Here is a 13,533-nt window from a genome sequence, read left to right on the forward strand (position 1 = left end):
CAGACCCACGGACTGCGCCGTGGCCCCCCGGGCCCCCTGGCCGGGGGCGTTCGTACGACCGCCGACCGCCTGGCGCGGCGCGCGGATCGGGCGCCGCGCCGGGCGGTGGTGCGGTGTGCGGTACCGCGGTGATGCGGCGGGCAGTACCGCGATGGTGCGGTGTGCGGTGTGCGGTGTGCGGCGGCTCAGACGTTGACGCCGAAGTCCTGCGCGATACCGCGCAGACCCGAGGCGTAGCCCTGGCCGATGGCACGGAACTTCCACTCGGCGCCGTTGCGGTACAGCTCGCCGAAGACCATCGCGGTCTCGGTGGAGGCGTCCTCGGAGAGGTCGTAGCGCGCGATCTCCTGGTTGTTCGCCTGGTTGACCACGCGGATGAACGCGTTCCGCACCTGGCCGAAGGACTGCTGGCGGTTCTCGGCGTCGTAGATGGAGACCGGGAAGACGACCCGGGTGACGTCCGCCGGGACCCCGACCAGGCTCACCTTGATCTGCTCGTCGTCACCCTCGCCCTCACCGGTGAGGTTGTCACCGGTGTGCTCGACGGAGCCTTCCGGGCTCTTGAGGTTGTTGAAGAAGACGAAGTTCTGGTCGTTGGTGACCTTGCCCTCCGCGTTGGTCAGGATGGCACTGGCGTCGAGGTCGAAGTCCGTACCCGTGGTGGTCCGGACGTCCCAGCCGAGACCGATCACGACCGCGGTCAGGCCGGGGGCCTCCTTGGTCAGCGATACATTGCCGCCCTTGCTGAGGCTGACTCCCACAAATCCTCCCGATGTTGTCCAGGGGCGCGGAGCCCCCGTCGTGCTGTGGTATCGGATCAACGTTTCGATCCTAGTGACGGGTTCCCGCACTCCGCAGTGCTTGGTCCCGAAGAATCACAGGATGTCGAGGGCCTTGATGTAGTCGCCGAGATCCCGGGCGTCCGGCAGGCCGTTCACGACGGTCCAGCGCACGACGCCCTCCTTGTCGATGATGAAGGTGCCCCGGACCGCGCAGCCCTTGTCCTCGTCGAAGACGCCGTAGGCACGCGAGGCCTCGCCGTGCGGCCAGAAGTCGGACAGCAGCGGGTACTCCAGGCCCTCCTGCTCGGCGAAGACCCGCAGGGTGAACGGGGAGTCGTTGGAGACGGCCAGGAGCTGCACATCGTCGTTGACGAACTTCGGCAGTTCGTCACGCAGTGCGCACAGCTCGCCGGTGCACACCCCGGTGAACGCGAACGGGTAGAAGAGCAGCACGACGTTCTTCTCACCGCGGAAGTCGGACAGACGCACGGTCTCGCCGTGCTGGTTCTTGAGCTCGAAATCCGGGGCCTTGGTACCGATCTCGATCGCCATGGTGACGGTGTTCCTTCCACGCGGCTGTTCAGGTGACGACCAGCCTACGCAGCGGCCCCGCAAGCCCGACGGGGGGCTGCGGGCCCCCGTCCACGGCCCTGGACGGGGTGCTGGGGCCGACGCGGGGGCGCGGGGGGCAGGAGGGGCTGCTGGGGGCGGAGGGGGCAGCAGGGCGCCGTGACGGGCCTCGGCGGACCGGGCGGGGGCCTGGGCGGGGGCCCGGACGGCGGGCGGCCTCGGCGGACCAGGCGGCGCGGTCGGCGGCTCGCGGCGGGCGGCACGGCCGGCTCGCGGCGGGCGGCACGGGCCGACTCGCGGCGGGCGGCACGGGCCGACTCGCGGCTCGCGGCTCGCGGCTCGCGGCTCGCGGCTCGCGGCTCGCGGCTCGCGGCTCGCGGCAAGGAAAACGCCGCCCGTGGGGGTGCCACAGGCGGCGGGTGTATTCGTCGGCAGAGCCCCGCCGACGCCGGTCGGCGGGGGCCCGCACGGAGATCACGGACGCGGGAGCCGTTGGGGATGTCCCGCGCGAGGAGGTGGTGTCAGCGCTTCTTGGCGGCCGCCTTCGGGGTGACCAGACGGCTGCCGGTCCAGTCCTTGCCCGCGCTGATGCTCTTGGTCTGGGACAGACCCGCGGTCTGTGCGGACTCGTTGATATCGCTGGGTTCGACATAGCCGTCACGCCCGGTCTTGGGCGTCAGCAGCCAGACCGGGGAACCGTCGTCGATCAGCCCGAGGGCGTCGACCAGCGCGTCCGTCAGATCGCCGTCGTCCTCACGGAACCACAGCACTACGGCATCGGCTACGTCGTCGAAATCCTCATCGACGATGTCGCTGCCGATGATCTCCTCAATGGCCTCGCGGAGTTCCTGATCGGCGTCGTCGTCGTAGCCGATCTCCTGGACCACCTGCCCGGGCTGGAACCCCAGCCTGGCGGCAGGGTTCGTCCGCTCCTCCGCGTGGTCCGCGGTCGCGCTCACCGTTTGCCTCCTGATCATGTTCGGATGTTGTCTTGCGGGCCTCGCGCCTGCGCGAGGTATTGGCCGTAGTCCACACGGGCGGGACGGATCGCGCAAGTACCCGGCCGTCGAGACCGCCGAAACGGTGACGTTCCCGGCCGTCTCGACGCAACTCCAGGCACGAAATCACGGCAATCAGTGACACACACCACGACAGTCTGCCCTATTCGCCCGTTTCGCGAACCGAAGTAGGGGCAGCGGAAAAACCGGTACGCATCCGAGACGGACACGGGGGCAAAAGATCGACGAGGCGCCGGGCGAGGTGAACACAAGGGGACATTCCGGCGCGCGGGGGACACATGGAGCGGGTGGCGGCGATCACCCGGCCGCCCGTTCGGCCGGTACGGGATGGGCGTATCGTTGCGATTTGGCCGAACCGCCCCACCCTGCCGGACCGAGGTCCCGGTTACCTCCCGGTACAGATGACGTTTCCTGTCCTGCGGTACACGATGGGGAACGCCGCACCCACCAGCAGTGGCATGTCCCACGGCCGTGCCACCGGACAGTGAAGGAACAGCGTGGCTTCCGGATTCGATCGCAACCCGATCATCATTGGCGGCCTTCCGAGCCAGGTCCCCGATTTCGATCCCGAGGAGACCCAGGAATGGCTCGACTCGCTCGACGCCGCCATCGACGAGCGTGGCCGTGAGCGGGCCCGCTATCTGATGCTCCGACTGATCGAGCGCGCCCGCGAGAAGCGTGTGGCCGTGCCCGAGATGCGCAGCACGGACTACGTCAACACCATCGCCACCCGGGACGAGCCGTTCTTCCCCGGGAACGAGGAGATCGAGCGCAGGGTCCTCAACGCGACCCGGTGGAACGCCGCCGTGATGGTCTCGCGTGCGCAGCGTCCCGGGATCGGGGTCGGTGGCCACATCGCGACGTTCGCCTCGTCCGCGTCGCTGTACGACGTGGGTTTCAACCACTTCTTCCGCGGCAAGGACGAGGGCCACGGCGGTGACCAGATCTTCTTCCAGGGGCATGCCTCCCCGGGGATCTACGCCCGCGCCTTCCTGCTGGACCGCCTCGACGAGCGGCAGCTGGACGCCTTCCGGCAGGAGAAGTCGAAGGCTCCGGACGGACTCTCCAGCTACCCGCATCCCCGGCTGATGCCGGACTTCTGGGAGTTCCCCACCGTCTCGATGGGCCTCGGCCCGCTGGGGGCGATCTTCCAGGCGCGGATGAACCGCTATATGCAGGCGCGGGACATCGCGGACACCTCTCAGTCGCATGTGTGGGCCTTCCTCGGTGACGGGGAGATGGACGAGCCCGAGTCGCTCGGCCAGCTGTCCATCGCCGCCCGTGAGGGGCTGGACAATCTCACCTTCGTCGTCAACTGCAACCTGCAGCGGCTCGACGGACCGGTACGGGGCAACGGCAAGATCGTCCAGGAGCTGGAATCCCAGTTCCGGGGCGCCGGCTGGAATGTGATCAAGCTGGTGTGGGACCGCTCCTGGGACCCGCTGCTCGCCCGGGACCGGGACGGCATCCTGGTGAACCGGCTGAACACGACGCCGGACGGGCAGTTCCAGACGTATGCCACGGAGACCGGCGCGTACATCCGGGACCACTTCTTCGGTGACGACCAGCGGCTGCGCGCGATGGTCGAGAACATGACGGACGACCAGATCCTGCATCTGGGGCGCGGCGGGCACGACCACAAGAAGATCTTCGCCGCGTTCGCGGCGGCCAAGGCGCACAAGGGTCAGCCGACGGTGATCCTCGCGCAGACGGTCAAGGGCTGGACGCTCGGCCCCAACTTCGAGGGCCGTAACGCGACCCATCAGATGAAGAAGCTGACCGTCGACGATCTGAAGGGCTTCCGTGACCGGCTGCATCTGCCGATCACCGACCAGCAGCTCGAAAGCGGTCTGCCGCCGTACTACCACCCGGGCCGGGACTCGGAGGAGATCCAGTACATGCACGACCGCCGCAAGGCGCTCGGCGGATACGTCCCGACACGTGTCGTGCGGGCGAAGCCTCTGGAACTGCCCGGCGACAAGGCCTACGCGGCCGTCAGGAAGGGCTCGGGACAGCAGTCGATCGCCACGACGATGGCGTTCGTACGGCTGCTGAAGGACCTGATGCGGGACAAGGAGATCGGCAAGCGTTTCGTGCTGATCGCGCCGGACGAGTACCGCACGTTCGGCATGGACTCGTTCTTCCCGAGCGCCAAGATCTACAACCCGCTGGGCCAGCAGTACGAATCGGTGGACCGGGACCTCCTCCTCGCGTACAAGGAGTCCCCGACGGGGCAGATGCTGCATGACGGTATCTCCGAGGCTGGTTGTACGGCGTCGCTGATCGCGGCGGGCTCGGCGTACGCCACTCACGGCGAACCGCTGATCCCGGTGTACGTCTTCTATTCGATGTTCGGCTTCCAGCGCACCGGTGATCAGTTCTGGCAGATGGCGGACCAGCTGGCGCGTGGCTTCGTGCTGGGGGCGACCGCCGGGCGGACGACGCTGACCGGTGAGGGCCTTCAGCACGCCGACGGTCATTCGCAGTTGCTCGCCTCGACCAACCCGGGCTGTGTCGCGTACGACCCGGCCTACGGTTACGAGATCGCCCATATCGTCCGGGACGGGCTGCGCCGGATGTACGGCGAGACCGCCGACGGCGCGCCGGGTGAGGACGTCTTCTACTACCTGACCGTGTACAACGAGCCGATGCAGCATCCCGCCGAGCCGGAGGACGTGGATGTCGAGGGCATCCTCAAGGGTGTCCACCGGCTGAAGGCGGGCGAGCGGGGTGAGTTCGGGGCGCAGATCCTGGCGTCGGGTGTCGCGGTGCCGTGGGCACTGGAGGCGCAGCGTCTCCTGGCCGAGGAGTGGAACGTCCGGGCGGATGTGTGGTCGGCGACCTCCTGGAACGAGCTGCGCCGGGAGGCCGTGGAGGTGGAGCGGCACAACCTGCTGCACCCCGAGGAGGAGCAGCGGGTGCCGTATGTGACGCGGAAGCTGTCGGGGGCCGAGGGTCCTTTCGTGGCGGTGTCGGACTGGATGCGTTCGGTGCCCGACCAGATCGCGCGCTGGGTGCCGGGGGCGTACCAGTCGCTGGGTGCGGACGGGTTCGGTTTCGCGGACACCCGGGGTGCCGCTCGGCGTTACTTCCATATCGACGCGCAGTCCATCGTGCTGGGTGTGCTCACCGAGCTGGCGAAGGAGGGCAAGGTAGACCGCGCGGCGCTGAAGCAGGCGATCGACCGGTATCAGCTGCTGGATGTGGCGGCGGCCGATCCGGGGCCGGCGGGCGGCGACGCGTAGTCGCCGGGGCTGTTCCTCGGGGGTGGTGGGGCTTCGGTCCCGCCGCCCCCGTCGGCGTTTCGCGGCCGGTCAGTTCTCCCAGACCTTGAACGCCCTGATCCGGTGGGGTGATTGCGGGGTCCAGGTGCCGTCGCCGGGGTAGGTGTCGAACTCCCCGGTCTCGTCGCAGGTGCCGGACTGGTAGGTGGTGACGGGGCGTCCGAGTCGGTTGGCGAGGGATTGCGCGCTGGTCCCCTGCGGGAGGGGTACGCAGCTCTCGATGTCGATCTCGGACAGGTCATGGGCGGTCCGGGTGCCCTTGAAGTCCGGCTTGGACCACAGACACAGTTCCCCGGGCCCGCAGGCGCCGAGCGTGGTGCGGGTCATGGCGGCCGGGGTGGTGGCGTTGCGGGCGGCGGGTGCGCCGGCGGTCCGGTGCGGGGTCGTGGTGCCGCGGGAGTGCGGTGCGTCGGCGGGCCGGGCCGAGGGCGAGGCGGCGACTCCCGTGTGGACGGGACCGGCGAGGGCCAGGGCCGTGGCGGTCGCGGCGGTGGCGAGGAGCAGGTTGGTGCGCATGTGGTCGAACCCCCGTGTCGTACTGATCACTTGGTGCCACTGTCGCCTGCGGGGCGGAGCGGAAGGAAGGGTTCCGAGGCGGTGCCACCCGGACAGGCGAAAACCCCACCGGTCGGGAACTGGTGGGGTTTCGCGAGCGTTGGCGGCCGTCCGCGGTGTTGCCGTGGCGGTCGGGCCGGTGCTGGTCGGCGACGTGGCGCCGACCAGCTAGATGTGGGCCGCCGAGGCGCCCGCCTGGGCGTTGTCGCCCCGCTTGGTGAGCAGGGCGACGAAGATCGCCACGAAGCCGACGGCGGCGGCGACGAGGCAGGCGAGGCTCATCCCGGAGATGAACGTGTCGTGGGTGACACCGGTGATCGTCGCGGCGATGTCGGCCGGGGTGCCCGGGGCTATGGGTGGGGCGCCGACCTGGACGGCCTCGGCCGCCTGGTCGAGCTGGTCGGGGGTGAGCGGCGGCAGGTCGGCGTCCGTCCAGTTGCCGGGGAGGTCGCTGTGGACCTTGGAGGCCATGACGGCGCCGAGCACGGCGGTGCCGAGGCTGCCGCCGATCTGCATGGCGGCCTGCTGGAGTCCGCCCGCGACCCCGGACAGTTCCATGGGCGCGTTGCCGACGATGACCTCGGTGGCGCCGACCATGACCGGTGCGAGACCGAGGCCGAGCAGGGCGAACCAGATGGACATGGTGAAGCTGCCGGTCCCGGCGTCGAGGGTCGACATGCCGTACATGGCGAGCGAGGTGACGGCCATGCCGCCCGCCAGCGGGATACGCGGGCCGACCTTGGTGATCATCAATCCGGCGAGCGGGGAGCCGACGATCATCATGCCCGTCAGCGGCAGCAGATGGACGCCCGACTGCACCGGGCTCATCCCGTGCACCCGCTGGAGGTAGAAGGTGACGAAGAACAGTCCGCCCATGAAGGCGATGGCCATGAGAACCATCAGGACCACACCGGCCGACAGCGGCACGGAGCGGAAGAGCCCGAGCGGGACGAGCGGCTCCTCGACCTTCGTCTCCCAGAAGGCGAACAGGATGAAGGAGGCCACCGCGATACTCATGAAGGTCCAGGTCAGTCCATCGCCCCAGCCCCACTCGGGGGCCTTGATGATGGCCCAGACCAGGCAGAACATGGCCGCGGACAGCAGCACGATGCCGATGATGTCGAAGGAGCGCGGCGCGTTCTTGGCACGGTGGTCCGTGAGGATCAGCACACCCAGGACGAGGGCGACGACGCCGACCGGCACGTTGATGAAGAACACGGACTGCCAGCTCACGTGCTCGACGAGCAGACCGCCCACGATCGGGCCGCCCGCGGTGGAGGCGCCGATCACCATGCCCCAGATGCCGATGGCCATGTTGAGCTTCTCGGCGGGGAAGGTGGCGCGCAGCAGGCCGAGCGCCGCCGGCATGAGCAGCGCGCCGAACAGACCCTGGAGGACCCGGAAGAAGATCACGTAGGCGATGCCGTCGGACAGGCCGATGGCGGCCGAGGCGAGGGCGAAGCCGACGATGCCGATGAGGAACGTCTGGCGGTGTCCGAACCGGTCACCGAGCTTGCCCGCGGTGATGAGGGAGACGGCGAGCGCGAGGAAGTACCCGTTGGTGATCCATTGGACGTCCGCGAAGGTCGCGCCGAGGTCCCGCTGGATCTCGGGGTTGGCGATCGCCACGATGGTGCCGTCGAGGGCCACCATCATCACGCCGATCGCGACGGCGAAGAGCGTCAGCCAAGGGTGGCCGCGCAGCCCTTGGGCCTTGGTGGGGCCCGGGACGAGCGGGGTCGGCACCTCGTCCGCCGGACCGGTCTTGTCGACGGTGGTCTGACTAGTCATACGGCGGACAGTAATGTCAGCCTCTGACAGTTGACAAACAAATTCACTAGCCGGTAGCTGTCACCTTACTCACAGATAGAGTGACCTGCGGAAACAGAGGAAATGGGGCGCGGCGTGACATCACCCCGACCGGGACTGCGTGAGCGGAAGAAGGCGCGCACACGGGACGCACTGCTGCGGGCGGCGCTCGAACTGTTCACCACCCAGGGGTTCGAGGAAACCACCGTCGACGAGATCACCGAGGCCGTCGACGTCTCCCAGCGCACGTTCTTCCGCTACTTCCGCAACAAGGAAGAAGTCGTCTTCGCGGTCCAGGACATGATCGAGTCCCACTTCGTGGCGGCGCTGCGCGAGCGCCCCCGGACCGAGGGGCCGCTGGAGGCGCTGCGCAACGCGGTGCTCCAGACCTGGGACACGGTCGACGACACCATCGACACGACCGTGCCCATGCCGCTGCACATGCGCACCTATCAGATGATCGAATCCACCCCCTCCCTGCTCGCCAGCCATGTCCGCCGCTCCTCGGAGGTCGAGGAGCAGATGGCGCGGCTCGTCGCGGAACGCGAGGGCCTGGACGTCGACGAGGACCCCCGGCCACGCGTCGCGGTGGCGGTGTTCACCGGCGTGATGCGGGTCACGGGCCGCCTGTGGGGCGCGGGCGAGGACACCAGCATCGAGTCCATCCGCGACCTCACCGCGCGCTATCTGGACCATCTGGGCCCCGCCCTGGCCGGGGACTGGCGCACCGGCCCGTCGCGATCGCCCCGATAACGCCCCGCGCGGGCACCGATCAGGCGCGCCGCCGACCCGACCCGACCCGACCCGACCGGAGCGCACCGCCGACCGCACGCCGGACGGCGCACTCCCGCGCGCGAGACACACACAGCGGCTACGGAACGTGACAATCCCCCTGCCTTCGCGCCCCCTTTGACACACTTGCACCGGTGAAATCGTGATGCGTGTCACCCAGCGCACGCAGTCGTGCGGGCTTCTCCTAGGGTGTGCCGCAGTGACTTCCTTCGACTCATCCCCTCAACTCGGCGCCTGGCGGGCAGTGCTCGCCCTGGTCGTCGTCCTCGTGATGCTGGCGACCACCGGCTGGACGACCCTGCACGGCCGCGGCGAGCGCGGTTCCGCCCTGAGGGCAGCGCTCTCCGCGTGGGAGCGCGGTCACCTCGACGGCCGCCCCCTCCCGGACCCCCAGGTCCCTCCGGCGCGGCTGTCGCAGTTCTTCGCCTCGCTCACGGCCCAGCAGCAACGCCTGCTCGTCCACCGCCATCCCCTGGCCGTCGGCAACATGAACGGCGCTCCCGTCTCCCTGCGTTATCTCGCCAACCGCACGGCACTCGGCATCGCCCGCGAGCAGGAGTCGCAGCGCGCGCGGGACAGCAGACTCTCCGCGGCGGGCCAACGGGACGCCGAACGCCGTATGCAGCGCTACGACGCCCTCAGCCGGCCGGGCCGCCAGGTCCTCGCCTTCGACCCGACCGGACCCGGACGGGTGGCAGAGGTCCTCGGCGACCTGGAACGCGCCCAACGGGTCTCCGTCGTCGTACCCGGCGTCGACACGACCCTGATCACCTTCCAGCGGGACGACCGCGCGTACTCCACGCCCCTCGGTATGGCCCGTGCCCTCCATGACGCCGAACGCGAGGCGAGCCCGCGGACCCGCACCTCGGTGATCGCCTGGGCCGACTACCGGGCGCCCGACGGGCTCGGCGTCGAGGCCGCGACGGCGATACGGGCCGAGAGCGGCGCGGTCCGCCTCAACGCGATGCTGCGGGGCCTGCCGGGCCGCGGCGGGATCGCCCTCTACTGCCACAGCTACGGTTCCGTCCTGTGCGGGGTCGCCGCCCCGGGGCTGCCGTCCCGTGTCAGCGACATCGCCGTCGCCGGAAGCCCCGGTATGCGCGCCGACAGGGTGTCCCAACTGCGCACCCACGCGCGCGTATGGGCCACCCGGGACGGTGACGACTGGATCGAGGACGTACCGCATCTCGAACTCGGCTCCCTCGGCCACGGCGCCGACCCCGTCTCCCCCGCGTTCGGCGCCCGGCTGCTGTCCGCGCGCGGAGCGGACGGACACACGGGCTACTTCGAGCCCGGCACCGAGAGCCTCACCAACTTCGCCGAGATCGGCGTCGGGGCCTACCAGGGGTTGCGTTGTGCCGACCGGGACGACAGTTGCAGGAGTGGTCTGTCCACGGGCGCCGCGGCCTGACGCGCGTAGAAGACGTAAGAAGTGCGGCCCCCTACGGGAGGGACGGAGACGCCCGTGCCGCATACGATGACCAGCATGGGTGATGTACTGGCCGGATTTCACGCCGCTTGGGAGTTCGAGTCCGATTCCGTGCTCATCCGCTTCGAACGGGGGATACGCACGCCCAAGCTGTTCCAGGCACTCGGGGAACGCCGGGTCCCCCACGAGGCGGTCGCCGCCGTCACAGTGACCCCCGGCAGACGCGGAACGGTCGTCCTGCACGCCGTACCGAGACCCGGCGCCGACCCGCTCATGGACGCGGCGGCGGGACAGCTCAAGGAAGGCGCCGACCCCTACCGCCTGGTCCTCCCGGCGGAACGCGCGACACTCGCCGAGTACTACGCCGACGAACTGCGGCCCCTCATCGGCGAAAGCGGCACCGGCGAACCCCCGGACCGCTACCTCGTGACCGCGCCGGAAGCCCCCCTGCACTTCAAGGCGTACGACGGCAAGGCGGCCTTCGACGGCAAAGCCGTCTCCTACCGCTGGTCATGGACCGGCGCCTCCTCCGCGAAATGGAAGGCCGGCGACCAGAAGTTCCCCGTCGCCGACCTCAACGGGGTCGAATGGCGCTCCCCCGAACTCTTCGAAGGACATCTGCGGCTGCTGCTCCGTGACAACACCCAGCAGCCCGCCCAGGCCGACCAGGACCCGGCGGCGGTGGTGTTCGGCCTCGGTTACGGGCCCGTGCACGAGTCCCTGCCCTTCGCCGCCTCGGTGCTCGCCGCCGTACGGTCGTGCGGACCGGTCGGAGCCGTCCCCGCCCTCCACGCCCCGCCAGGCCGGCGCGACCCCGCGGACATCGCGGACCGCATCCGGCACCTCGGCGAACTCCACCAGGCGGGACTGGTGACCGACGAGGAGTTCCTGTCGAAGAAGGCGGAACTGCTCGCCGAGCTGTGACCCCCAGGGGCGACCAGGGTTCCCTCATACCCCGGTATGAGATGCGGTCCAGCACCTCGGTATGACGGCAGAACGGCACACCGGTGCCTACCCTGATCAGGCTATGAGCACCGCACCCCCACCCCCAGGCCCGCCAGGGCGGACCTCACCGCGCACCTTCGCACACCGCGCCCGGACCACGGCCCGGGACGCACTGCGCGACGTCGGCGTCGCCCTCGTCACCCCGACCGGATCCACCGAGGCCCTGCTGTCCCAGGCGTCCAGGTCCTGGATGCGGATGATCCCCTACGTGGTCGCCCTGGCCCTCGTGTCGAGCCTGCTCCCCACCACCATCGGCCTCCTCATCCGCGACTACGAGGTCGCCGGAGCGCTCGCCGGTGCCCTCGCGGTCGCGCAGACGGCGCCGTTGCTCCTCGCCGTGACCAGACCGCTGCCCGCCTGGTGGATCATCGGCAGCGCGAACGTCCTCTGCGCCGTGACCACCCTCGACGCGACGGCCGACCGACCGGCTCCCTGGCTCCCCCCGGCCATCGTCGGGTACGCGGCGCTCAGCCTCGCGCTCGCCCTGCGGGAGAAACGCCGCACCCTGGTCGCCGTCTGGCTGACGACCACGGTCGCCAGTCTGCTGCTCGCCGCGCTGAGTGCCCCGGGCAGCCAGGACACCAGCGTCCTGATGATCGTCCTCAGCGGGGCGATGCTGCTGGTCGGCACGCTGATAAAGGACCGCCGCGAAGCACAGCACAAGCTCGCCGAACAGGAGGACATCAACGAAGCGGAGCGTTCCCACCGGGCCCTTCTGGAGGAACGCGCGCGTATCGCCCGCGAGTTGCACGATGTCGTGGCGCACCATATGTCGGTGATCACCGTGCAGGCCGACTCCGCCCCCTACCGGCTGGGGAACCTTCCCCCCGGCGTGGTCAAGGAATTCGAGTCCATAGCCACCGGGGCGCGGGAGTCCCTGGGCGAGATGCGCCGTCTGCTGTCGGTGCTGCGCAGCGAGGACACCGCGGGCGAGCGGGCTCCCCAGCCGGGTCTCGACCGGCTGAGACATCTGGCCGACGCCACCGTGCGCGCGGGGGTGCCGGTCGTACTGTCGTCCCCCGAGATCGCCCTCGTCAGGGAACTGGCTCAGCTGTCGCCCGCCGTGGACCTGTCGGCGTACCGCATCGTCCAGGAGGCCCTGGCCAATGTGGTGCGCCACGCCCCGGGCGCCCTCACCGAGGTACTCGTCTCCACCGACCGGAAACATCTCACCGTGGCGGTCGTCAACCGGCCCTCCAAACGACCCTCCTCCGCTCCCTTGGAACATGGATCGACGGGGCACGGGCTGATCGGCATGGCGGAACGTGTCCGGCTGGTCGGCGGCACACTCGATGTCGGGCCGCTGCCCGACGGAGGGTTCCGTGTCGCGGCCAGGATGCCCGTCGTCGAACCGGGCGGTACCGCGCCCGCCCCCGACCGACCGCCGACCGCCGGTCCCACCAGCACCAAGGAGCAGCCTCGCCCATGACCATCCGCGTGATCATCGTCGACGACCAGGCCATGGTCCGGGCGGGGTTCGCCGCGCTCCTCGCCGCGCAGAGCGACATCGACGTCGTGGGCGAGGCGCCGAACGGCAAGGAGGGGGTCGTCCTCAGTCGCACCGCTCACCCCGACATCGTGCTGATGGATGTACGTATGCCGGAGATGGACGGACTGGCGGCCACCCGTGTCCTGCTCGACCCGCCGCCCGGAGTGGTGCACCGGCCCAAGGTCCTCATGCTCACCACGTTCGACGCGGACGACTACATCTTCGAGGCGCTGCGCGCCGGCGCCTCGGGCTTCCTCCTCAAGGACGCGCCGCCCGCGGACCTGATCTCGGCGGTGCGGGTCGTCGCGGGCGGGGACGCCCTCCTCGCGCCCTCGGTGACCCGCCGGTTGATCGCGGAGTTCGCGGAGCGCAAGACCAGCTCGCGGCGTGAGCGGTCCCTCGCGCTGAACGGACTCACTCCACGGGAGACCGAGGTACTGGGGCTGATCGCCCGGGGCCTGTCCAATCAGGAGATCGCCGACCGGCTCGTCCTCGCGGAGCAGACGGTCAAGACGCACATCGGACGGGTCCTGGCCAAGCTGGGGCTCCGGGACAGGGCCCAAGCGGTGATCTTCGCGTACGAGTCGGGGCTCGTCACGCCCGGAGAGCGGTAGGGCCACGCACCGCTAGCGGTCCGGGTCCCGCACGGAACCCGGACGCCCGCCCGAGGTGGCGGTCCCCGACAGTTCGCGCACGCGCCCCTCGACCGTCCCACGGTCGGGGGGCGCGGCCGTACGCCCCTCCCCTCCCGCCCTCTCCCGTTCCCTCCCACTGTGCCCTCCCGCTGTGCCCGGCCGGG

General features: G+C 69.9%; 11 protein-coding genes. 6 read left to right on the forward strand and 5 right to left on the reverse strand.

Going from position 1 to position 13,533, the window contains the following annotated elements:
• Positions 1 to 185: 185 nt before the first annotated feature.
• From AB852_RS30900 to AB852_RS30910, 3 genes are all read right to left on the reverse strand, one after another.
• Positions 186 to 761 (reverse strand): TerD family protein, encoded by a 576-nt coding sequence (locus AB852_RS30900; protein WP_073793530.1) that lies wholly within the window; start codon positions 759 to 761, stop codon positions 186 to 188.
• A gap of 114 nt (positions 762 to 875) precedes the next feature.
• Positions 876 to 1,334: a peroxiredoxin gene (locus AB852_RS30905; RefSeq protein ID WP_073793531.1), complete on the reverse strand. Its 459-nt coding sequence runs from the start codon at positions 1,332 to 1,334 to the stop codon at positions 876 to 878.
• A gap of 539 nt (positions 1,335 to 1,873) precedes the next feature.
• Complete coding sequence (locus AB852_RS30910; protein ID WP_073793532.1) at positions 1,874 to 2,311, reverse strand: DUF3052 domain-containing protein; 438 nt, start codon at positions 2,309 to 2,311, stop codon at positions 1,874 to 1,876.
• A 557-nt stretch (positions 2,312 to 2,868) separates the two neighbouring features.
• Here AB852_RS30910 and aceE point away from each other — a divergent pair.
• Positions 2,869 to 5,616, forward strand: coding sequence for a pyruvate dehydrogenase (acetyl-transferring), homodimeric type (gene aceE, locus AB852_RS30915; RefSeq protein ID WP_073793533.1), 2,748 nt, complete (start codon positions 2,869 to 2,871; stop codon positions 5,614 to 5,616).
• Positions 5,617 to 5,685: 69 nt separating this feature from the next.
• Here aceE and AB852_RS30920 read toward each other — a convergent pair whose 3' ends face one another.
• Both AB852_RS30920 and AB852_RS30925 read right to left on the reverse strand, forming a co-directional pair.
• Positions 5,686 to 6,171 carry a peptidase inhibitor family I36 protein gene (locus AB852_RS30920; RefSeq protein WP_073793534.1) on the reverse strand — a complete coding sequence of 162 codons (486 nt, stop codon included), beginning with the start codon at positions 6,169 to 6,171 and terminating at the stop codon, positions 5,686 to 5,688.
• Positions 6,172 to 6,378: 207 nt separating this feature from the next.
• On the reverse strand, positions 6,379 to 8,001 hold the full coding sequence (locus AB852_RS30925; RefSeq protein ID WP_073793535.1) for an MFS transporter: 1,623 nt from the start codon (positions 7,999 to 8,001) through the stop codon (positions 6,379 to 6,381).
• Between the two features lie 102 nt (positions 8,002 to 8,103).
• Between AB852_RS30925 and AB852_RS30930 the strand changes: the two genes are divergently transcribed.
• The 5 genes from AB852_RS30930 (at position 8,104) to AB852_RS30950 (ending at position 13,348) form a co-directional block, all read left to right on the forward strand.
• A complete protein-coding gene (locus AB852_RS30930) occupies positions 8,104 to 8,772 on the forward strand; it encodes a TetR family transcriptional regulator (RefSeq protein ID WP_073793536.1) in 669 nt (222 codons plus the stop codon).
• Positions 8,773 to 9,010: 238 nt separating this feature from the next.
• The gene (locus tag AB852_RS30935) at positions 9,011 to 10,222 is read left to right on the forward strand and encodes an alpha/beta hydrolase (protein WP_073793537.1); all 1,212 of its coding nucleotides are present in this window, start codon (positions 9,011 to 9,013) and stop codon (positions 10,220 to 10,222) included.
• 75 nt (positions 10,223 to 10,297) lie between these two features.
• Entirely contained in the window at positions 10,298 to 11,164 is an 867-nt protein-coding gene (locus AB852_RS30940) for a DUF4429 domain-containing protein (protein ID WP_073794196.1), read from the forward strand.
• Positions 11,165 to 11,267: 103 nt separating this feature from the next.
• Positions 11,268 to 12,674, forward strand: a complete 1,407-nt coding sequence (locus AB852_RS30945; protein ID WP_073793538.1) for a sensor histidine kinase — start codon at positions 11,268 to 11,270, stop codon at positions 12,672 to 12,674.
• A complete protein-coding gene (locus AB852_RS30950; protein ID WP_073793539.1) occupies positions 12,671 to 13,348 on the forward strand; it encodes a response regulator in 678 nt (225 codons plus the stop codon). Before AB852_RS30945 ends, AB852_RS30950 begins: the two co-directional genes overlap by 4 nt.
• The last annotated feature ends 185 nt before the right edge of the window (positions 13,349 to 13,533 follow it).

Origin of the sequence: Streptomyces uncialis, assembly GCF_001905345.1 — a bacterium.
Lineage (GTDB): Bacteria > Actinomycetota > Actinomycetes > Streptomycetales > Streptomycetaceae > Streptomyces > Streptomyces uncialis.